20 protein-coding genes are annotated in these 21,293 nt (G+C 42.1%); 8 read left to right on the top strand and 12 right to left on the bottom strand.

Annotated elements, in window-relative coordinates; translation table 11 throughout:
- Positions 1 to 163 precede the first annotated feature (163 nt).
- From GQA99_RS02255 to GQA99_RS02240, 4 genes are all read right to left on the bottom strand, one after another.
- Positions 164 to 328, bottom strand: a complete 165-nt coding sequence (locus tag GQA99_RS02255; RefSeq protein WP_160052238.1) for a hypothetical protein — start codon at positions 326 to 328, stop codon at positions 164 to 166.
- A gap of 49 nt (positions 329 to 377) precedes the next feature.
- Positions 378 to 587, bottom strand: coding sequence for a cold-shock protein (locus GQA99_RS02250; RefSeq protein WP_011496716.1), 210 nt, complete (start codon positions 585 to 587; stop codon positions 378 to 380).
- Positions 588 to 835: 248 nt separating this feature from the next.
- Positions 836 to 1,666 (bottom strand): 23S rRNA (guanine(745)-N(1))-methyltransferase, encoded by an 831-nt coding sequence (gene rlmA, locus GQA99_RS02245; protein WP_160052237.1) that lies wholly within the window; start codon positions 1,664 to 1,666, stop codon positions 836 to 838.
- A 23-nt stretch (positions 1,667 to 1,689) separates the two neighbouring features.
- Positions 1,690 to 2,496: a hypothetical protein gene (locus tag GQA99_RS02240; RefSeq protein WP_160052236.1), complete on the bottom strand. Its 807-nt coding sequence runs from the start codon at positions 2,494 to 2,496 to the stop codon at positions 1,690 to 1,692.
- Between the two features lie 172 nt (positions 2,497 to 2,668).
- On the opposite strand from GQA99_RS02240, the gene sbcB reads away from it, so the two are divergent.
- From sbcB to GQA99_RS02215, 5 genes are all read left to right on the top strand, one after another.
- A complete protein-coding gene (gene sbcB / locus GQA99_RS02235; RefSeq protein ID WP_160052235.1) occupies positions 2,669 to 4,084 on the top strand; it encodes an exodeoxyribonuclease I in 1,416 nt (471 codons plus the stop codon).
- A gap of 46 nt (positions 4,085 to 4,130) precedes the next feature.
- A complete protein-coding gene (gene cdd, locus GQA99_RS02230; protein ID WP_160052234.1) occupies positions 4,131 to 5,027 on the top strand; it encodes a cytidine deaminase in 897 nt (298 codons plus the stop codon).
- A 203-nt stretch (positions 5,028 to 5,230) separates the two neighbouring features.
- Complete coding sequence (locus GQA99_RS02225) at positions 5,231 to 8,308, top strand: intermembrane phospholipid transport YdbH family protein (protein ID WP_439144424.1); 3,078 nt, start codon at positions 5,231 to 5,233, stop codon at positions 8,306 to 8,308.
- An 85-nt stretch (positions 8,309 to 8,393) separates the two neighbouring features.
- Positions 8,394 to 8,594, top strand: a complete 201-nt coding sequence (locus tag GQA99_RS02220) for a YnbE family lipoprotein (protein WP_160052232.1) — start codon at positions 8,394 to 8,396, stop codon at positions 8,592 to 8,594.
- Positions 8,595 to 8,603: 9 nt separating this feature from the next.
- A complete protein-coding gene (locus tag GQA99_RS02215) occupies positions 8,604 to 8,942 on the top strand; it encodes a YdbL family probable chaperone protein (protein ID WP_308426343.1) in 339 nt (112 codons plus the stop codon).
- A gap of 78 nt (positions 8,943 to 9,020) precedes the next feature.
- Here the strand turns inward: GQA99_RS02215 and GQA99_RS02210 are convergent, their stop codons facing one another.
- The 3 genes from GQA99_RS02210 to GQA99_RS02200 form a co-directional block, all read right to left on the bottom strand.
- Entirely contained in the window at positions 9,021 to 9,410 is a 390-nt protein-coding gene (locus tag GQA99_RS02210; protein ID WP_170293496.1) for a hypothetical protein, read from the bottom strand.
- Positions 9,411 to 9,789: 379 nt separating this feature from the next.
- On the bottom strand, positions 9,790 to 10,413 hold the full coding sequence (locus GQA99_RS02205; protein ID WP_160052230.1) for a 2OG-Fe(II) oxygenase: 624 nt from the start codon (positions 10,411 to 10,413) through the stop codon (positions 9,790 to 9,792).
- Between the two features lie 208 nt (positions 10,414 to 10,621).
- Positions 10,622 to 12,358 (bottom strand): SulP family inorganic anion transporter, encoded by a 1,737-nt coding sequence (locus tag GQA99_RS02200; protein ID WP_229785852.1) that lies wholly within the window; start codon positions 12,356 to 12,358, stop codon positions 10,622 to 10,624.
- 413 nt (positions 12,359 to 12,771) lie between these two features.
- Here GQA99_RS02200 and GQA99_RS02195 point away from each other — a divergent pair, with 413 nt between their 5' ends.
- The 3 genes from GQA99_RS02195 to ilvN all read left to right on the top strand — a co-directional run bounded on the left by GQA99_RS02195 (position 12,772) and on the right by ilvN (position 16,510).
- Positions 12,772 to 13,950 carry a multidrug effflux MFS transporter gene (locus GQA99_RS02195; protein WP_160052542.1) on the top strand — a complete coding sequence of 393 codons (1,179 nt, stop codon included), beginning with the start codon at positions 12,772 to 12,774 and terminating at the stop codon, positions 13,948 to 13,950.
- A gap of 347 nt (positions 13,951 to 14,297) precedes the next feature.
- Entirely contained in the window at positions 14,298 to 16,016 is a 1,719-nt protein-coding gene (locus GQA99_RS02190) for an acetolactate synthase 3 large subunit (RefSeq protein ID WP_160052228.1), read from the top strand.
- Entirely contained in the window at positions 16,016 to 16,510 is a 495-nt protein-coding gene (gene ilvN / locus GQA99_RS02185) for an acetolactate synthase small subunit (RefSeq protein WP_160052227.1), read from the top strand. The genes GQA99_RS02190 and ilvN overlap by 1 nt, the downstream gene beginning before the upstream one ends.
- Before the next feature lie 75 nt (positions 16,511 to 16,585).
- On the opposite strand, the gene GQA99_RS02180 is transcribed toward ilvN, so the two are convergent.
- The 5 genes from GQA99_RS02180 to GQA99_RS02160 form a co-directional block, all read right to left on the bottom strand.
- On the bottom strand, positions 16,586 to 18,439 hold the full coding sequence (locus tag GQA99_RS02180) for a monovalent cation:proton antiporter-2 (CPA2) family protein (RefSeq protein WP_160052226.1): 1,854 nt from the start codon (positions 18,437 to 18,439) through the stop codon (positions 16,586 to 16,588).
- A gap of 3 nt (positions 18,440 to 18,442) precedes the next feature.
- Complete coding sequence (locus GQA99_RS02175; protein ID WP_160052225.1) at positions 18,443 to 19,051, bottom strand: NAD(P)H-dependent oxidoreductase; 609 nt, start codon at positions 19,049 to 19,051, stop codon at positions 18,443 to 18,445.
- A 114-nt stretch (positions 19,052 to 19,165) separates the two neighbouring features.
- Positions 19,166 to 19,279, bottom strand: coding sequence for a DUF465 domain-containing protein (locus tag GQA99_RS21050; protein ID WP_373291416.1), 114 nt, complete (start codon positions 19,277 to 19,279; stop codon positions 19,166 to 19,168).
- A gap of 136 nt (positions 19,280 to 19,415) precedes the next feature.
- The gene (locus tag GQA99_RS02165) at positions 19,416 to 20,231 is read right to left on the bottom strand and encodes an SDR family NAD(P)-dependent oxidoreductase (protein WP_160052224.1); all 816 of its coding nucleotides are present in this window, start codon (positions 20,229 to 20,231) and stop codon (positions 19,416 to 19,418) included.
- Positions 20,232 to 20,311: 80 nt separating this feature from the next.
- Positions 20,312 to 21,157, bottom strand: coding sequence for an enoyl-CoA hydratase/isomerase family protein (locus GQA99_RS02160; RefSeq protein WP_160052223.1), 846 nt, complete (start codon positions 21,155 to 21,157; stop codon positions 20,312 to 20,314).
- Positions 21,158 to 21,293: the final 136 nt, after the last annotated feature.

The following is a 21,293-nucleotide window of genomic DNA, read 5'->3' as shown; positions in this document are numbered from 1 at the left end:
CGAGCATACTCCCATAAACATTTAGGCAGATAGATGCATTGTTGATATTCAAGATCAATCCGTCTTTCAAGCTGATCTCTTTGGGTTATTTTAGAAAACTCATTTAAACTTATTATAGCCATTCTACTAATTATCTGGTCATTCAGCGGGAATTCTGTGTCTTCTAAGCGATAAGCGATAAGCGATAAGCGATAAGCGATAAACGATAAGCGATAAGCGATAAGCGATAAACGATAAGCGATAAGCGATAAGCGATAAGCGATCCAGTGTAAACCAATTTCAGAGCAACATGACAATCATAAAAAAAAGACAAAAAAAACTGCAGCATGAATGCTACAGTCTTATTATCAATATCTAGTCGAAACTAGATAGAAATATTAGCCAACTACTGAAACGTTTTCAGCTTGAGGACCTTTCTGACCTTGAGTCACAGTGAAAGATACTTTCTGACCTTCGTCAAGAGTTTTGAAACCGTCAGAGTTGATAGCACGGAAGTGAACAAATACGTCTGGACCAGACTCTTGCTCAATAAATCCGAAACCTTTGTCAGAGTTGAACCACTTAACAACACCAGTAACTTGAGACATGATATAAATCCTGTAAAATATATAATTAAAGCCTTAACGGCGGTAAAGCTGGAAAATGCCGGTATTACTTATGTTCACAGGACGAAACTGGTCGTATTGAAACACATAAATATAAGCCCAACCTTCAAGCTAACTAGACTATAAACCATTCTCAGAATAAGTCAACAAACATCAAGGAAAGGTCAATATTTTTTTGACGATTAAACATATCGGTTTATCTTTGAGCATCAGATAGTTATTTGTCTGATTTAATCAGCCGTAGATTGTTCGCGCTGGTGAATTTCGATTTTAAAATCGATTTCACATTCGAGTCCTTGCTCTATTATTTGCCGCTTTTGCATATCACTTAACTTCCATGCGTACGGTGTCATATTGAGGAAGTGATGAATATCATCCTCTTGTGTCAGGCTAAGCGAATACGTTAATGATTCATGCTTGAGGTAGTTAAACCCCTCAAGCAACAACGACTCCTGCGGATGTAATCTTGGTTGGCTGTATATCTTTTGTTTCAACGCAAAATGATGCATTGGTCCAGGCGATACGGTAATTAAAGTACTACCCGGTTTCATGACTCTTTGTAGCTCTTCAACTTTTGACGGGGCATAAATGCGGATTGCAAGATCGATACTGTCATCAGCAAATGGCATTTCAAAAACGCTTGCCACACAAAAATGTAAATCAGAATATCGCTTGGCAGCTGAGCGAATAGCCGATTTAGAGATATCGAGGCCATAAAGCGCGCAATGCTCAGCAGATGTCTGCATGGCTTCAAATAAACGATGGCTGTAATACCCTTCACCACAGCCTATATCGAGCAGCATTTTTGCCTGTGGATGATGCTGCACCGCTAATTGATTCACTTTGTCGCTCAGGGGCTGATAAAAACCTTTGTTTAGAAATTCTCGCCTGGCGATCATCATTTCTTTGTTGTCGCCAGGGTCTTTGGTTTTTTTCTTTTGTACTGGCAATAAATTTACATAACCTTCTTTAGCGCAATCAAACTGATGGCGCTGGGAGCATGCCCAACTTTTATCGCCTAGGATTAATGGCGCAGAACAAATAGGACAAATATACGGCATGAGTGGGCTCTAAATGGTCAAAATTACATTTCGTCATCAGACAGTTTATTCACCATATCTGACACGTCTTTAGGGGCTAGCAGCTCAAAACAGTCTAGTTTTCGCTGCAATTGTTCAATATTACACAGTTGTTCATTGGATGAGCGACCTAAGTTTGGTCGCTCTAAAGATTGATGATAAGTTCTGAGTAACCATTGGTGCTTATTTTGCAATAAATGATCAAGCTTTAACAGCTCAGTTGACACACCAGGATGAATTTTACCCGACTCACCTTTAAGGTATTCTCGTAAATCGCGTCGGACTTGTTCCAGCTCGCTAATATGTACAGCCAGCATAGAAGATGGTTCATCGTAATCAAATTTACGCCCTAAAATCGCTTTCGCCATCACTAACGCGTGGGGTTCACTTAAAATGCGCAGGTCTTGCTCAAGGGAAATTAACTCAAAGCGAGCAAGGGAATCGAGACTAAAATAAACATGCTCATCGGCCTGTATATCAACGGTAATACCTTTTCTGAGTTGATCAATACACACTCTAGGCGCTACGCCCAGTGTTGGATATAACCGTGTGCCTTGCCCGAGCGATCTTATCTGATCGTACTTATCTGCAACCTGCTTCGTATGCTGGTAAACCAATTCAACAAAAGGTTGATGACGCACAATCAATGTGGCTTGAGTTGCATTGACCTGGCTGACCACAAATTCAGCGATAGGATTTGTCATCGCAGATAACACCAATAAATCACTCACCGACTCTAATAAGCGAAGGGTCAACAACGTGGGTTGTTTAATTTCACTGACAATGGGTTGAGTAAATATATGTTGGTGCATTCAATATCCTTTTAAAATCGATACGACTTGTATAATTTATCTTACTTATTAAATTGAAACTAGCAAACCAATTGAGAACATAGTAAAAAATTTGCAATATTCACGCTATTATCAATTTAATGCTCATCAATGTTAATATGCCAGTAATCGCGAAAAGGATCTTATTTTTATTATGGCAAATGCAATTCAACCCAGCCTATTTTGGCACGATTATGAAACCTTTGGTGCAAACCCAGCCAAAGATCGTCCGTCGCAATTTGCAGGGATTAGAACGGATCTTGAATTAAATATTATCGGTGAACCCGAAACCTTTTATTGTCAGCAATCGCCCGATTATTTACCTTCACCCGAAGCCATTCTTATTACCGGCATCACCCCACAATTGGCGAACATGAAAGGCATACCTGAAGCCGAGTTTATGCGTCGCATCAACAACTTATTTAGCCAACCTAACACTTGTGTTGTCGGCTATAACTCATTACGTTTTGATGATGAAGTTAGCCGCTATGGTTTTTATCGCAACTTTATTGATCCTTACGGCCGTGAGTGGCAAAACGGCAATTCGCGTTGGGACATTATCGACTTAGTCAGGGCTTGTTATGCTTTTCGTCCACAAGGCATTAACTGGCCGATGAAAGAAGATGGTTCGCCAAGTTTTAAATTAGAGTTGCTAACACAAGCAAATGGTTTAAGTCATGAAAAAGCTCATGACGCGATGTCAGATGTGTACGCAACCATTGCAATGGCGAAGCTGATTAAAGAAAAACAGCCTAAATTATATGACTATTATTTCAATTTACGTCGTAAACAAGCGGTAGCAGATCACATTGATGTATTAAAAATGCAGCCATTAGTGCATGTGAGCTCCAAAATCAGTGCATTAAATGGTTGTACCACTTTAATTGCACCTGTGGCTTACCACCCTACCAACAAAAATGCCGTTATTTGCATTAATTTAGCAATGGATATCTCACCGCTGCTTGAGTTAACCGCTCAAGAAATCAGCGACCGTATGTACACACCTCGCCATGAATTAGCAGAAACAGAGATGGCAATCCCAGTAAAACAAATCCATTTAAATAAATGTCCTTTTATTGGATCTGCAAAATTACTTGACGACGAGGTAGCCACAAAATTACAGTTTGATAAAGACTTTGCGCGTGAGCAATATAAACGCTTAAAAAACCATCCCGAAATACGAGAAAAACTGAATCAAGTTTTTGAGTTAGAGTCAGATCGTAAGCCAATTACCGATCCTGATTTGATGCTGTATAGCGGTGGTTTTTTCAGTCATGCAGATAAAACTAAAATGGACATTATCTGCCATACTGAACCGCGCAATCTTGCCGCGTTAGCATTGCAGTTTGATGATCCGCGCATTGATGAAATGCTATTTCGTTTTCGGGCTCGTAACTACCCAGAAACATTGTCCGATAATGAAGCACGTCGATGGCGCGACTTTTGCCAACAACGGCTATCGGATGCCGATTATGTGATTAATCTCGAAAACTTGGTCGAAGAAACCAGCGAGAATGAACACAAACAAAAGTTACTTAAAGCCCTATATCAATACTTACAGTCATTATAGTGAATCATCACTTTTACCCGATTTATTTCATTTAAGGATTAAGGGAATGCAAAATCGTTTTTTAGACAGCATTACTCAGTTAGACAAACCATTAGCGACCGCACTTGCACCATTACTGCATGAGCAATTTTGTGGCCACATCGATGCCAGCCAATTTGCAATGTTAGTCGACGCTAGCGGTAAACCAGAAGAACAAGTACTAATGGATTTATTGCCTATTGCTGCTGCTCTGGCCAACCCACCTATCAGTGAGTTTTATGTCGGTGCGATAGCTAAAGGTGCGAGCGGCGACCTGTACATGGGCGGCAACCTTGAACTACCCGGTGAAGCGCTATTTCACAGTGTACATGCAGAGCAAAGCGCCATTAGTCATGCATGGTTAAGCGGTGAAACAGAAATTGTAGATATTATTGTTAATTACAGTCCGTGTGGCCACTGTCGTCAATTTATGAATGAATTGTTCAACGGCAGTAATATCAAGATCCATCTGCCACAACAAGAAACTAAAGCCTTATCTCATTACTTACCGTATGGCTTTAGCCCTGCCGACCTCAATGTTACCTTGCCACTACTGTGCAAACGTGAAAAAGAATTTAGCCTAAACTCTGACGACCCAATGATCATTGAAGCGGTAGATCAAGCTGGCCTTAGCTATGCGCCTTACACTGACAGTAATGCCGCTGTGGTGCTTGAAACCATCGACGGAGCAACATTCTGTGGCCGTTATGCCGAAAACGCCGCCTTTAACCCATCAATGCAACCGATGCAAATGGCGTTATCGAACTTGATTAGACACAACCGTCAATACAGTGAAATTAAACGTGCCGTATTGGTTGAGTCATCTGAAGGCAAAATTAGTTTAGTGGGCGCAACGATGGATGCATTACACGCAATTGCTGCCATTGAGTTAGAGCACATTGTTGTTGAACCTATGCCAGCTTAATCGATTATTGTCACCCAAAGGCGCTTAATTGCGCCTTTTTTATTGGCTGATTAGCGTACTAAAGGGATTAATTATCTTTTATAGGCTAATTCAATCAACCTGTTAACATGCTAATCTTGAGTAGAATCAAACGACTTTATCTACGGTATTGAGCCGTAGTAACGCTAAAATAGAGCAAAAACAAAGCAACGAGTGAGCCACTATTGCGCCTATTTACCCTAAAACGACTGTTACTTTTTATACTGATATGCACAGTAGGTTTAGTGTGGGCCATTATCGAACATGCCAAACCACTGACAGTAAAATTACTCAATAACTTACTGGCAGACAATCACATTGAAGTCCTGAATTTCGATGCCGAATACGTATCATTAAATCATCTTTATATTCCAAGGCTAATTATCAAAATTGAAGACAGCCATATTGCCGTACAAGAGTTTAATCTCGAACTGCGCGACAGTATTGAAATGCTTAAAAATCAGCAATTCAATGCCGACGATATTGTCAGCATTAAAACAAAAAGCGTGTATGTCGACTTAGGTGAAAGTTTTTTTATTAGGCAATCAGAGCAAACCGAAGACTCGCCCGCCACCTTACAATTAAATCTCGCGAAACTCCCAACGATTAATTTAGGCAATATCACCATAAGACTCCCCGTCTTAGAGACCGCACAAGCCAACCAACATAGCTTAACCATGGATAATCTAATCCTGTCAGAAACTGGTAAACTCAATACCGTGTGGCGCTTTGATGATTTTCCACTATTCAGTGTTGATGCAACACTTGGCAAACGTGCTTGGAAATTTGACACTCTGGTCGACTTAGGTGCTAGTTATCAAGGGCTTGAGTCGTTACAGCAATATTTAAACCTGTTGCATGATAAACAATTTAAGGCTAATCCAAACAGCAACAACCTATTAAGTGGCTTACAAAAACAACTGACACATATACTCAACCCTATCACTGAGCAGCAATTATCAGTTCAAGGACAATGGACAACTCACACCCAACTTAACTTACTCAATGGCGAGCTTAAGAGCCAACAATCCATACGCGATTTATCATTACACTCAGCACGTTGGCCAAGTGTGTTTTTTACGCCACAACAACCGATCAATTTTACCTTAGATATAGGTCAGTACCCGATTAATGATCCATTCAAGGCACTGCAACCGATTGAAACACTTGCGCTAAAATTGGTCTTTGCGCCCATCAATTATCAACTAACCCCGAGTGATGCTGACATCAATCAATTAGTGGATTTATTGATAACCGACGCTGAAATTCAGCAACACATTACGCAACTAATACAGCAGTTTGCACCGTCATCTGAGCAGCCACAAATAGCCATTAATATGACAGAGCCAGTTGAAGTGATTATTCCCATTCAACATGATACTGCGGTAACGCAAGTATCGCTGCCAAATGTCACATTTAGCCTTAAAGGTTTACGCTTGCAAACCCTATTGTCATTAAACCACATTAAGGCAAACAGCCAACAACAATGGCGCAGCGATGTTAATTGGGGGACGCAATTCTTGGCTGCAGGCACTACATCTACCCCGCCCCAATCCATTGATATAAAAACTATCTTTCCAGACATTGATATTCAACATCTAACGTTCAACACCGCGTCAATTATGCTTAACGGCTCAATAGGAAGCCAGCATGCGAGTGATATCAATGTTGCTTTGCATCCTAGTTCAACGATGACATTTACAGATCTGAATTTAGCGCACCAAGATGGTGATAAAACCACCCATAAAATTCAGAAAAATACTGCTGTGCAACTCGCTTCACTCACGTTTAATTTATCTGAAACATCAACTATTAATAAAAGCCAAAAACTCGATATTCAGTTAGCGCCGTTTAAGGTGACTGCAAAACAATTTATCGGCCAGCACATTGTCAGTCAAAAAAGCATTAAAACCATCACGAGTTATGCAACCGTCGACCAGGCGAGTATTGACGTTCAACAAGCTGTTTCATTTAGCCTAAGTGACGATGAAAATATTGAACAGGCCATTGCCCGCTGGTTACAAACTCCTACTGCAAACCATGTTGTTTGGAGCATAAAGCAACTTGATGCCGTTAAACAGGTTGGTAAAAGTCGTCGTCAACCCTTACTTGCACTGAATAACGTTAAATTGCAGCAGCAACTTAATTTGTCAAAAGGTTTATTGGTGGGCAGTGAGCAATGGCAATTAGATACCCTTGCATTAAGCAGTTACCATTTATTAAAGTTTGCCGACGCCAAGAGTCCGCTTTCATTAGCTGGCCAATGGACATTTGACACCGACATAGAACAGGCTCTGAGCACGCTTAAAAAAGTGCAGCCATTACCTGACAACTTCAACCTTCAAGGTCATAGCCATTTGGTAGCAGGCTTTGCTCTGAGCGAACTTGATAACAGCAGTCAATTTGAAATGAAAATTCAGCACCAACTTTCATCATTATCTGGCCGCTTAGCTGACAAATCATTTATTGGTGGAGATGTGTTTGCACAGTGCCAATTTAACTGGCAACAGCAGCACGACAAACCAAACACACCGCTGGCAGAGCAACACTTTGCACAAAGCCAATTGGTGTGCCCTCAAACTGCTATTAGCTTACAAAAAGCCAATGTCGGCTTATTAATGACTAACCTCAACGTTAATGCCAATATTGAATTAACCAAAGACGGCAATAAAGTGCCCGAAAATTGGCTGCAACAAATCACTGGACTCAGTGAAACCAACGTCAGTTTAACAGCCAGTGGCGACATGCTCGATGGCCGCTTTTTATTGCCAGAGTTTATACTTAAGTTGCATGATAAATCCCACGGCTATCTTTTATTACAAGGGTTAAGTTTAGCCACATTTTTAGAAGAACAACCTCAAGTCGGTGTAAAAGCCAGCGGTCTATTTGATGGCGTACTCCCTGCTGAACTTGTCGATGGTAAAGTGACGATTGCGGGCGGGAAGCTCGCGGCTCGTAAGCCTGGAGGATTAATTGAAGTTGCAGGAAATCCAGCAATGGATCAACTGGCCCTATCTCAGCCTTATTTGGAATTAGTGTTTACCGCACTGGAGCATCTTAACTACACTGAATTATCGAGTACTTTTGATATGAACCCAAACGGTGATGCCTTTATTCATGTGGGTGTAAAAGGTAAAAGCCGCGATATTGAGCGCCCTGTTCATCTCAATTATGACCATCAGGAAAACCTTTTTCAGTTATACAAGAGCACTCAAATAGGCAACCAATTACAAAACAAGATTGAAACCAAGGTTCAGTACTAAATGTTCAACAGCATACTCTCAGTAACACAAGCTCAGTAACACAAGTTGAATAACATCAGTCAAGTCGCATCAAAAGGAAATACAGGTGAAATACTCGTCGATATACATTGTTAGTATCAGTACCCTGCTGGGCTCATTGTGGCTCTCAGGTTGTACACCCACGGTGAAAATTGAGCCGCCAGACAAACCTATTGTGATTAATCTTAATGTCAAAATTGAACATGAAATTAAAATCAAAGTGGATAAAGCGTTAGATACTTTGATAGAAAATGATGAGTTATTTTAGGCGGTCACTATGATGAAATCTTCATTCGCTATCGTGACGCTACTGTGCGCCACTAGTCTATTATGGTGCTCAAGTGTGTTGGCTGCAGTGACCTTACAACAAGCCAAAGCATCGGGCTGGGTTGGAGAACAAACCAATGGCTATTTAGGTGTAGTGGTGGATAGCCAAGAAACTCAAACATTGGTGTTCGCGGTAAACGAGAAGCGTAAAAAGTATTATCTGGTGATTGCAGAGCATAATCACATTACACTTGAAACAGTTGCTAAGCTTGCTGCACAAAAAGTCATACAAGCAGCTGATACCGGCCATATAATACAAACGCCGCAAGGAAAATGGCTAACTAAGTAAGGCTTAATTAACGACATATCCACTCGCGGCGTATTCTATTGATGGACTGCACCATCGATACTTTCAGGCAGGTTTGTATTACATGGTTGCCATTGTCCAGTAATCTAAACGTTTTTGCGGATCATCAACTAACGTCTTGCAAGCATCTTTATACTGAGCCATCAAACCACCAAGGTTGTTTGAGCCAGCGAGCTTTTTCACTTGGGCCTCTTTAGCTGCAGCCACATCTTGTGCTACTTGCTCTGCGCCACGATATTTACTGGCAAGCGTTACCGCATCACTTGCAGAGGTATTTAGACGCTCGCCTACCGCTTTCATTTGTGGAGCATTCATCGCAGCAATAGCCTCAGAGCTAATTTGGTAATAAGCAGCACATTCAATTAATTCATTAGTAAAGGCTTTTTCGGCGGCATCTTCTGCAAACGAAACCGTGCTGAAACACACAAATGATGAAGCCAAAATCCACATTGCTGGTTTGAACATTCTATTGTCTTCCTTATGTAAAATAGTTTTTTTAGCGTCTCGCTCGCCAGTATCTAAGTCATCTAAAAATGACTACTTACGCGTTCAACATATAAACAGTCAACGTCGTGAGAGTTTTTGCTGCGATTAATAAAATTTGAATTACCACAACATAAACAGATGGTGAATACGATATATATCACATAATCGTATAGCAATAGTGACTAAATTGAAAAGTATCACTGCAGGCACGCAGTTGATTTATTGTAAGAGAACATGGCAGCGATGGCGGCTTACAAAAAATTGCAGATTGATATGAATTATCAAAACACAGATAATCGTTGTCTACATCATTATCTGTGTCTGAGTGATAACCCATTAACGATTAAAAGCCGTGATTAGCGTTACTGACCCTAAACCAACCGGCAATACTCTTACGCGTTTTAAACGTTGGGCGCACTTCATGAGGAAATCGCTCACTCAAAAACAGTACTAGCGTACCAATTTGTGGATTCACCACATCGAGTTGCTGGTCAAGCTCATCATAAATCACCAACTCACCACCGTCGCTTTCTTGCCATTCTGGATTCAAGAAAAATACCGTCGACAAAATTCGATTTTGGCTACCGTGCAATGCATCAACATGTTTTTTATAAAATGCACCAGGCTCATAAACAGCATAATGGCTTTCAAAATCGAACAACCCCATAAATAAGCGCCGATTTAAGCCCTCTTTTAGTTGATCCATAATCGACAAGTATTCGCGATCGGTATGATCTTGATTGTCTAACCAACTAATTTTATCCGAGCGAATTTCAGTATTGATTTGTTGATCAATACCTCGACCTATGGCTGCGTCTTTAAAGTTAATATCTTGCTCAGCTTGCATTTTTTCAAGCAAGGCTAAGCTTACATAATCAGGAATGATGTCAGATAAAAGAATATATCCTTTATCGACTAACGCATCTGCGATCACATCCAGCATTGCTTCACTTACTTGCGAAACCATACATGCCACATCCAAACAGAAAGACTACGCTTTTTACTTTACTTAAGGACTCAGAAAGGAAGTTAAGAGTCTGATTTTCGAGGGGGCGTCGTTACAAGGTATGATTGCCATACCTCAGTTATTTCGGGCGATTTTATAGAATAAAGCCGCCCTCGACAACAAATATTAAAAACATTTAAAATCAATTATTTAAATGAATAGCGCTCACTTATATTTGACTGTGAGTTAACACAGACTGTTCGTCAGCCGTCATCTGTTGCTTAACCTCAGGCACTATTGTGGCCGCTAAGTGACTCTGGTGTAATTTAAGCGCTAAATACAAATCCGAGCGGATGGTAATCCCCTCATCACCCGACACCATATCTGTTTGCTCAAACCAACTGATCAACTGCCGTTTTCTGCCTGCTAACACCAAGCTTACGCCACGTTTACGCAATAATGCTTCAATGTCGGTCAACATGGCCATCACACTCAAATCTAAATGTGTAAAACAAGGCACTGCATCAATAATCACACAATCAACAGGCTCAAGTTGATTCTGGCGTGCAAAACGTTCAAGTAACCTGCGTTTAAAGTACGTTGAATTAAAATAGGTCAAAGGCGAGTTAAACCGATAAATAAACACACCGGGTACCGCAGCCGCTTTATCGCTGCCGTCAATACTGCGAATAATCCCTTTGGCATCAAGGCCTAACACTTGATCTGTTGGGCGCATTACCGTGCGTAAAAATTGAAATAAGCCAAGTAATACCGCAAGCGTAATCCCCGGGATAACCCCAATAAATAACACCGCAAATAACGTGGTCAGAGCCAGGTAAAATGCTTGACGATCTCGCAGGCGCAACACCCAAATCGCTTTAAAATCGATAAGGTGAATTGATGCTATAACGAGTACAACCCCTAATGCTGCACTGGGGATGTATTCAAGTGGTGCGGTTAAAAAAACCGCCACTATGGCTATTAATACCGCGGCAATAACCGACACAAGTTGGGTTTTACCACCATTTGCATCATTAACGGCAGTGCGAGAATCGGCGCCACTGACAGCAAAACCTTGCGATAACGCCGATGCAATATTGGCTAGCCCTAAGGCTTTAAATTCTTTGTCTGCATCGATGTCGTAACCATTTTTAGCGGCAAAACTGCGCGCTGTGAGCATCATACTCACAAAGCTCACCATCGCTAAGTTCAGTGCAGGCATCACCAGTTCACGGGCAATACCAATATTAAATGCAGGAGTTTGAAATGACGGTAAGCCACCCGCAACAGAGCCAATGACTGCAATATCGTATTGGGTAAGCTTAAAGCCCCACACCAGTAATGCACTGACAGCAATGGCAAACATTGACGCTGGCCATGTCGGTTTAATCCGCTTCATCACAAAGTAAACAATCACGGTTAATACAGCCATTAACAACGTAGGCACATGCGTTTGTGACAAGTAGCTAGGCGCGCCACCTAAACGTTCTAGTAGGTATTTTTCATCGAAGGTAAAGCCAAATATTTTGGAAAACTGACCCACAATAATGGTAATCGCGACCCCGTTAAGCAGGCCCATTAAAATCGGTTTTGATAAAAAATCGGCCAACACGCCTAACTTAAATCGACTGGCAATTAAACACCAAAAACCCGTCATCACCGTCATGGTCATTACCAGTTGCCAATGCATTAAGCTGTCGCCCGCAGCAAGTGGCGTAACCACCGCGGCAATCACCGCACAGGTGGCTGCATCAGGGCCAACAATAAGTTGTCTTGATGTACCAAACAGGGCATAAACTAGCATAGGTAAAACGCAAGAATACAAACCAACCGCGGCATTAACACCCGTTAGCTGCGCATAAGCAATCGCCACAGGTAATGCAACAGCTGCAACAGATAACGCTGCGGTGACATCGTCTTTGAGCCAGCTTCGCTCATAACGAGAAAAGGTCTCTAAACCAGGCATAAACGCATACAATCGACTCAGAAACACAACACCCCCACAGCTTTGACTTTGACAGTTATCATAGTTTTATTTCAAAATAATTACGACACATTCAATCGCGCTAAACAGGTAAATTTTTGTTAACGCTGTAAAATTGGTAATAAACCCAGCCCTACTTTCAAATGCAGCCACTTCATGAACGACAAGTGCAGCATAAAGGTTATGACACCCAAAGCACCGATGCTAAAGCGATCATGAGATCGTGCCAAATTCGCTTACAAATATGACGGTGCCCCCACATTTTTACATGCTAAACTGTTACATCTTTTGCGCACTTTGCGCAGTTTTTACGTTTTTCTGCTTTCGAGGTTTATGTGGTAACGCCAGTAAAATCAACGTCATCGCCCATCAATACCGGTATTCCTAATTTGGCCATGCTGATCCCTATGTTGGCCGCAATCGTGGCGATAACCCCTTTAGCCATCGACATGTATTTACCGGCAATGTCGGTCTTGGCTCTGGGCTTTGACACCAGTATTACCACGGTGCAACAGTCTTTAAGTATTTATTTGGCAGGCTATGCCTTAGGCATGCTCACTTTTGGCCCATTAGCCGATAAAATTGGCCGCCGACCATTAGTGATTTTTGGCTTATCCGGATTTACGGTTATTAGTTTACTCATTGCCTTGAGTACCAGTATTGAGCAATTTTTAATTCTACGTTTTGCCCAGGCATTTATTGGCGCTGCAGCCACAGTTGTGGTGCCGGGTTATATAAAAGAAGTCTATGGCGACAATACGGCTAAAGGCATGTCTTATGTCAGTTTAATTATGATGTTGGCCCCTTTACTTGCTCCAACATTAGGAAGCTTGATTATGGAGCTAGGCGACTGGCATTTAATCTTTTTAAGTCAAAGTTGTTATGCCATCACCTTGTTAGCACTGGTGCTGTTTAAATTAAAAATGCCCAGTGATAAAGATGCTGATAGTCGCAGTCAAAAATCTTTTCTGCGGGCCTATTACACCGTATTTGCAAGGGATGGCGTCAAGCTCAATATTACCAGTGGTGTATTAACGGCATTTGCCTTTTTTTGCTATTTAACCGCATCCCCGTTTATCTATATGGAAGTGTTCAATTTAGACAAATCACTGTTTGCGATCTTATTTAGTACTAACGTTGGCGCTCTGATGCTGGCGAACATTGTTAACTCAAGAATTGTCAGTCGCTATGGCTCAAAACGCATGTTGCACGTCTCGACATTTTTTGGCGTGATTGCCGCTTGCGGTTTATTGATGGTTAATCTGCTGGATTCAAGCTACCACTTTACTGTGTTGATGCTCATCCCCTTAATGGGCTCACTTGGGGTGATGTCGGTGAATGCTGATGCCATTGTATTATTAAAATTCAAACAAGAAACCGGTACAGCGACTGCTGTCATTGGTACTCTGCGTTTTGGATTTGGTGCAACTGCAGGGCCTTTACTGGCTTATTTTTACGATGGCAGTGCCGTGCCCTTCTCTGCACTTATGCTTTGTGCCATTTTGCTTGTGGGTGTATGCCAATTTTTACAATCTCGACTGCCGAAAACACCCAGTATCGAGGCACAACCTTAAGTCGTAAAAATACCTAAAAATACACAATCAGGCCATCAATATTGATGGCCTGAACGTTTTTGATGTGGTGATAAATTGCCCTGCTACAGAAATTTAAAAATCATAAACATGAAATGATTTCAACCTTGAAAAATATTTAACTAAAGAGCTTGCAGTAAATTTTAATTTACATAAGATGGGTGTCAGTAACTCGTCTGGGTTGCTGAATGAACAAGTCATTGAATTTAGCTACTGTTAAATTCAATCGTCGAGTTTGAATTACCGTTCAAACTTATTTTTAAAGCGATTACCGTCGTTGTATAACAAGATACTGTTTACCATACGGTAACTTAAAAAGGACTCATTTCATGGAAAAGCTTTCTGGCGCGAGTATGATCGTGCGCTCTTTGATCGATGAAGGCGTAAGCCACATCTTCGGTTATCCCGGTGGTTCAGTTTTAGACATCTATGATTCTCTTCATAAAATTCCCGGCATGGAGCACATTCTTGTGCGCCACGAGCAAGCTGCTGTGCACATGGCTGACGGTTACGCTCGTGCTACTGGTAAAGTCGGTGTCGTACTTGTTACATCTGGCCCAGGCGCAACTAACGCCATTACCGGTATTGCAACCGCTTATATGGACTCTATTCCGTTAGTTGTGTTATCAGGTCAGGTGCCGAGTAACCTTATCGGTAATGATGCATTCCAAGAATGCGACATGATTGGTATTTCACGCCCTGTGGTTAAACACAGCTTTTTAGTGAAAGATGCCAAAGATATTCCTGAAATCGTTAAAAAAGCTTTTTTCATCGCATCGACAGGCCGCCCAGGTCCGGTTGTTATCGATATTCCAAAAGACTGTTTAAGCCCAGACATACTTCACGATTACATTTATCCAGACAGCGTTAAAATGCGCTCTTATAACCCGACAACCACAGGCCATAAAGGCCAAATCCGCCGAGGATTACAAGCCTTATTAGCCGCTAAAAAACCTGTGTTATATGTGGGCGGCGGCGCGGTGATATCGGGTTGTGACGCACAAATTCTTAAACTAGCAGAACGCTTAAACATTCCTGTCATCAGTACCTTAATGGGCTTAGGCGCGTTCCCTGGTACTCATAAGCAAAGTTTAGGCATGCTGGGTATGCACGGTCTTTATGAGGCCAACATGGCCATGCATAACACCGATTTAATTTTTGGTATCGGTGTTCGTTTTGACGACAGAACCACCAACAATGTTGAAAAATACTGTCCAAACGCCACTATTTTACACATCGATATAGATCCCTCTTCAATCTCTAAAACGGTACGCGTTGATATTCCGATTGTCGGTTCAGCTGATAATATCCTAGACAGCATGCTAGAGCTGTTAGATGAATCGAGCGAAACCAACGATACTGATGCACTTGCCATATGGTGGCGCGAAATTGATATTTGGCGCTCGCGTAAAAGCTTAGAATTTGACCGCACAAGTGATCGCATTAAACCGCAACAAGTGATTGAAACACTGTATAAATTAACCAATGGTGATGCCTATGTTGCATCCGATGTCGGTCAACACCAAATGTTTGCCGCCTTATATTACCCATTTGATAAGCCACGCCGTTGGATTAACTCAGGCGGTTTAGGCACCATGGGCTTTGGTTTACCTGCGGCTATGGGCGTTAAGATGGCATTTCCTGATGAAACCGTAGTGTGCGTCACCGGTGACGGTTCGATCCAGATGAACATTCAAGAGCTATCAACTGCATTGCAATATGATACTCCAGTGAAAATCATTAACTTAAACAACCGTTTCCTAGGCATGGTTAAGCAATGGCAAGACATGATTTACTCAGGTCGTCATTCACAATCCTATATGGACTCTGTGCCTAACTTTGCCAAAATTGCTGAAGCTTATGGCCATGTCGGCATGAACATCAATCACCCTGATGAGCTTGAATCAAAACTAGCTGAAGCCTTAGCAATGAAAGACAAGTTAGTGTTTGTCGATATTAGCGTAGACGAAACTGAACACGTTTACCCTATGCTCATCCGCGGCGGCGCGATGAACGAAATGTGGTTAAGCAAAACGGAGAAAAGCTAATGCGTCGTATTATTTCTGTATTACTTGAAAACCAACCAGGCGCATTGTCACGCGTTGTAGGGCTTTTTTCTCAGCGCGGTTATAACATCGAAAGCTTAACCGTAGCGCCAACGGAAGACACCACGCTATCACGCCTCAACATTACCGTGATTGCCGATGAAACCGTGTTAGAACAAATTGAAAAGCAATTGCATAAGCTTATCGATATTCTAAAAGTGGCTAACATCACCGAAGCGGCGCACATTGAGCGTGAAATTGCATTAGTCAAAGTGAAAGCTCAGGGTGAGCAACGCGAAGAAGTTAAACGTACTGCGGATATTTTCCGGGGGCAAATTGTCGATGTCACGCCCAACTTGTACACCATACAAATGGTGGGAACTAGCGACAAAATCGATGCGTTTATACACGCTTTAGGTGACACCACAAAAGTGATTGAAATATCGCGTTCTGGTGTGGTCGGCTTAGCACGCGGCGAAAAATCAATGCGCGCTTAACCGTTAAGTATCAACAAATAAAAACCGCCTAATGCGAAGTCCAGGCGGTTTTTTATGGCTTTATATTAAGCCTCATCATAATGACGGGTTTTTAGCGGTCCAGGCTTTGTCGAGCTCATCATTGTCAGCATGTAAATCGCGCGTCATTAAGGCTTCTAACTCAGCATGCTTTTGTTGATAGTGAGAAATATAATGCTCTTCTTCACAGTGCCACTTGTAGAGTTCTGGCATCATTTCTTCGTCTTTTTTACGGAAAATACGCGCTAAACGGTAAGCCTCGTACGGGTCGACACCTAATTGTTGCAAAGCATCTTGGCCTAACGCCAGTGCACTGCCAAAGGTTTCACGACGAATATGATCAATATTTAATTCCATCAATTTAAAGCTTGCCTGACGGTCATCGGCATTCACCACAATTTTGAGGTGCGGATAATGCTTTCTTACCAGCTCAATTAAGGTCGTTGACTTCTCAATGTCACCAATGGTTATCACTAATAATTTCGCTTCTTTAGCGCCAGCAGCTTCCAGCAAGTCTAAACGGGTAATGTCGCCATAATACACCTCGTAACCCAGTTTACGCAGTACATCAACGTTAGTTGAATCATGGTCAATAATCACTGGCTTAACCCCAGCAGAGATTAAAAAACGTCCTAAATCAGTACCTAAACGGCCAAAGCCAGCTAAAATTACCTCATGACCACTGTGGTTGATGGTGTCATCTTCGCGTGCATTCAATTGAGTATCGTCTTTCGATATCGCCAGTTTTTCATAGGCCATAAACATCAATGGGGTTAAAAACATCGAAATCGCTACTGCAGAGATTAACGGCTCAACAGTCTCGGCGCCCAGTACGCCATTGACCTTGGCAAATTGAAATAACACAAACGCAAATTCGCCGCCTTGTGCTAATGCTACGGCAAATAACGCTCTGTCTTTTTTTGCCACCTTAAAGGCCTTGCCAGTAATGATTAATATCAGCCACTTAATCACAATTAAGCCCGCGGTTAAGCCTGCAATAAGCGCCACATTATCGCCAATTAAACTGAAGTTAAGGCTGGCACCAATTGAAATAAAGAACACCCCAAGTAATAAGCCTTTAAAGGGTTCAATATCGCTTTCAAGCTCATGGCGGTATTCACTGTCAGCTAACACCACACCGGCTAAAAATGTCCCTAACGCAGGCGACAAGCCCACTACGGTCATTAATAATGAAATCCCAACCACCAGTGCTAATGCCGCCGCGACAAAAATTTCTCGAACGCCAGTGGCTGCAATAGCTCTAAATATGGGCCGACTGGCATAACGCCCTAATACTAAAATCCCCACAACCGCCAGCAGGGTCGCAATCACTTGTAAATACGCTGGTAAGGTATTGATATCAAATAACACCGAACCATGATGTCCATCATCGCCTAAGGTTAACGTGGCCAATAGTGGCATAAACGCTAACATGGGGATCACGGCTAAATCTTGAAATAACAATACTGAAAACACCGAGCGACCAGGCGCGGTATTCATTAAAGCTTTTTCTTTGAGGGTTTGTAGCACAATTGCCGTTGAGGATAATGACAAAATTAACCCAATCGCCAGTGCTTGTTGCCAAGGCAAAGCCCATAGCGCAATAGCCGCCATGACAATACTCGACAACACCACTTGCATGCCGCCCATGCCTAAAATGGGGGTGCGCATTTGCCATAACATGGAAGGCCTTAACTCTAAGCCCACTAAAAATAGCATCATCACAACACCAAATTCAGTCAAATGCATCACCACTTCAACATCGCCAATCAGTGAAATACCAAACGGACCAATGATCATCCCGGCAATCAGGTAACCGAGCACCGAACCCAGTCCTAAACGTTTGGCTATCGGCACGGCAATGGCTGACGCGGCTAAGAAAATAAATAACTGCAGTAAAAAGTATTCCATTGTTTATGCCCTTAACATGATGTCGTCAAGATTTGCGTTTAAAAACTCAGCTTGTTGAGCTTTGTCTTTATCCAATACGCCATCACGAATAGCGATAATAAGGCGTCGATAATCTTCGGCGTGGCCGGTAACTTGTTCTGTGGGCAAGCCACGGTGAACGCCCATTACCGCAAAAGGCGGTAGCCATTCCATTAAGCATAAATTGGCGGTAGCACGCATTGGCGAAGTTAACTCGGCAATGGTAAATTGATTGGCGCCATCAACCCGATAGGTTGTCGCATCGCCACCTGCGCTAATGGCTTGAAAGCACCATTTATCTTTTAACGCCGTGCCGGTTTTACCATAAGCCCAGCCGTGCTCTAGCACTAAATCTAGCCACTCTTTAACGATTGCAGGCGTTGAATACCAATAAAATGGATGCTGAAATATAATCACATCATGGCTTTCACACAGCTTTTGCTCGCGAGCGACATCAATTAAAAAGTCAGGGTAATTGGCGTACAAATCATTGATGGTCACGCCTTCAATGTTTTCTACGGCCGCCCTAAACTGGGCATTAATGTTAGATCGCCCTTTGGCTGGATGGGCAAAGTTGATTAATATTTTCTTCATGGCGATCCTTGAAAACTAATGATTTATTACACTACGTTATTAGCGGTAAACAACAGTCGGAACGGTTGCCGCTTATTACCGAAGATAATAAACAGCACGCAAGTAATGATTTGATTAACGTTGATGAATACGTTGGTACAACGAATCTTTTAACACTGAGCGTTTATGCTTTAACTGGTGCATATCTTCGTCATTAATTGGCGCACCGTCTAACTCTAAGGTACGGATTTCTTGATCAAGCTCGTGGTATTGCTTTGCATCTGCAGCAAATTAACTGTCGGCAGCATTTAGCTCAGTAATGCGCTGGGTAAATTCTTGAAAATCAAGCACTAAACAATGGTTTTCACCTAACATAACAACCTCTTTATCCTAAATTGACTTGGGCAATAATCGATTCAATTGCTGCCACTAACTGTTGATTTTTAACAATGTTTAACGCATCTGCATGGGGCGAAGTAAATTGACCCTGGTCATTATCGAAATAACGCCCTGATGCATGAGCAAACTCATCAGACAGTGCCGCACGACATAAAATATCCGCGCCAATATTTAAGTCAGCACCGGCCATACCGTAGGCTTCTTTTACTAATTTACTGCCCAAAAATGATGCTGGATTAACGGCAATAAAAGCCGGTCCGCTATTTTGTAATGTGGTTGCTAAATGTACTGACCACATAGTGATAGCCAGTTTACTTTGTGCATATACCGCGCCATCAGCAGGCCCTGCATTTGCGCTGGCTAATGCAGCTAAATTAACGCTCGCTTGCGCCGCAGAAGATAAATTAACCACTCGGCCAGTACTGTCTAACAATGGCAGTAATCGCTGTGTTAATAAGTAAGGCGCAATGGTGTTAACCACAAAACGCACATCTAAATTATCTATGCTGGTAATTTGCGGCACTTTGTACACACCGGCATTATTAATAATCACATCAAGCTTATTGTGCTGAGCACTTATGGCATCAGCCAATGCAGCAACATCACCTAGGTTCGATAAGTCAGCGCGGAAGCTTTCTATTTCGCTTGCACCGGGTATTGCTTTTAGCTCGGCTTCAACCTGGCTGAGTTTTTGTGCATTACGACCGTGAATAAGGACGTGATGACCTTCTGCAACCAACATTTTGGCTGTAGCTAAACCAATACCGTCGGTGGCACCAGTGACTAAAATAATTTTTTTCATAGTGTTATTGTCTCGTCTAATTAAATGGGTCATTAACGCTGACAAGGCACATCAGCGTTAATGATGAATCACGAATAAGGTTAGTTTATTTCTTGCACTTTCATCACTAACTCATTCCAATGACGTTGATTATCAATGTCATGCTCAAGCCCTTGCTCATCAGCAATGGTGAAACGTTTAATGGCAGGAGTTTTGCTGGTTGCTTGATATAACCAATAAGCTTCCGCTTTTAGGGCTTCATCTATCGGCTTATCGATAGATTCGTATACAGCTTGTTTACAGGCATTAATTGATTCAGCAGGAAATTGAGCAATGCGCTGTGCTAATGCATCAACATAAGGGCCAATTTCGTCAGGGTCTAATGCTTTGTTGATAGTGCCGTACGCTTCTGCTTCATCGGCAGTAAAGTCACGAGCACTTAAAATAATTTCTAATGCACGGCCTAAACCGGTTTGACGTGCCATGCGTGAAGCACCGCCGCCACAAGGTAAGATGCCCATGCCCACTTCCATTTGCATAAACTTATATTTACCGCGTGCAGCAAAACGCATATCACACGCTAAAGCAAACTCATGCCCGCCGCCACGCGCAAAACCTTCTAACTTAGCAATGGTCGCTTGGGGTAACTTGCTAATTCGTTCAAGGATCACCTGTAAATCAAGTAACTTAACATCTTCACGAGACACCGCTTCTGTCGACATATCTTTTAACAGGTTAGTGTCGTAGTGCGATACCCAAATCTCAGGATTGGCAGATTGAAACACTACCACTTTAGTGTCGCGGTCACGCTCAAGTCGCATTGCTAAACCATTTAAATCCGCTAACATCTCCTGGCCTTGTACATTAACAGTACCAAAATCGAATGTGACCGTTAAAATCCCGCCCTCTTGGGTCGCGTTAAATGTTGTATAACCTTGATATTTCATTGGATTGTTCCTTGTTATTTATTAGCTATTTATTCGTTATTACTTATTAGGTGATGAGCACATGCTGTTCATCAATATTTTTAGCAAATGTGTAAATTTCGTTAATAAGATTAACAAGGACTCTCTCAATTGATAA

The sequence above is a fragment of the Shewanella litoralis genome (assembly GCF_009828585.1).
Classification (GTDB): domain Bacteria; phylum Pseudomonadota; class Gammaproteobacteria; order Enterobacterales; family Shewanellaceae; genus Shewanella; species Shewanella litoralis.
Note: the sequence above shows the minus strand (reverse complement) of the source record. Positions and strands in the feature narration are given on the sequence as shown.

Excerpts from the sequence above, each read along its gene's own strand:
- GQA99_RS02210 (WP_170293496.1), bottom strand. The coding sequence starts at position 9,410 with ATGTGGATTTTGGCTTCATCATTTGTGTGTTTCAGCACGGTTTCGTTT.
- GQA99_RS02175 (WP_160052225.1), bottom strand. The coding sequence starts at position 19,051 with ATGAAGAAAATATTAATCAACTTTGCCCATCCAGCCAAAGGGCGATCT.
- GQA99_RS02255 (WP_160052238.1), bottom strand. The coding sequence starts at position 328 with ATGCTGCAGTTTTTTTTGTCTTTTTTTTATGATTGTCATGTTGCTCTG.
- GQA99_RS02195 (WP_160052542.1), top strand. The coding sequence starts at position 12,772 with ATGCTGATCCCTATGTTGGCCGCAATCGTGGCGATAACCCCTTTAGCC.
- GQA99_RS02165 (WP_160052224.1), bottom strand. The coding sequence starts at position 20,231 with ATGAAAAAAATTATTTTAGTCACTGGTGCCACCGACGGTATTGGTTTA.
- cdd (WP_160052234.1), top strand. The coding sequence starts at position 4,131 with ATGCAAAATCGTTTTTTAGACAGCATTACTCAGTTAGACAAACCATTA.
- GQA99_RS02205 (WP_160052230.1), bottom strand. The coding sequence starts at position 10,413 with ATGGTTTCGCAAGTAAGTGAAGCAATGCTGGATGTGATCGCAGATGCG.
- GQA99_RS02215 (WP_308426343.1), top strand. The coding sequence starts at position 8,604 with ATGATGAAATCTTCATTCGCTATCGTGACGCTACTGTGCGCCACTAGT.
- GQA99_RS02160 (WP_160052223.1), bottom strand. The coding sequence starts at position 21,157 with ATGAAATATCAAGGTTATACAACATTTAACGCGACCCAAGAGGGCGGG.
- ilvN (WP_160052227.1), top strand. The coding sequence starts at position 16,016 with ATGCGTCGTATTATTTCTGTATTACTTGAAAACCAACCAGGCGCATTG.
- GQA99_RS02200 (WP_229785852.1), bottom strand. The coding sequence starts at position 12,358 with ATGCCTGGTTTAGAGACCTTTTCTCGTTATGAGCGAAGCTGGCTCAAA.
- GQA99_RS02180 (WP_160052226.1), bottom strand. The coding sequence starts at position 18,439 with ATGGAATACTTTTTACTGCAGTTATTTATTTTCTTAGCCGCGTCAGCC.
- GQA99_RS02240 (WP_160052236.1), bottom strand. The coding sequence starts at position 2,496 with ATGCACCAACATATATTTACTCAACCCATTGTCAGTGAAATTAAACAA.
- GQA99_RS02250 (WP_011496716.1), bottom strand. The coding sequence starts at position 587 with ATGTCTCAAGTTACTGGTGTTGTTAAGTGGTTCAACTCTGACAAAGGT.
- sbcB (WP_160052235.1), top strand. The coding sequence starts at position 2,669 with ATGGCAAATGCAATTCAACCCAGCCTATTTTGGCACGATTATGAAACC.
- rlmA (WP_160052237.1), bottom strand. The coding sequence starts at position 1,666 with ATGCCGTATATTTGTCCTATTTGTTCTGCGCCATTAATCCTAGGCGAT.
- GQA99_RS02190 (WP_160052228.1), top strand. The coding sequence starts at position 14,298 with ATGGAAAAGCTTTCTGGCGCGAGTATGATCGTGCGCTCTTTGATCGAT.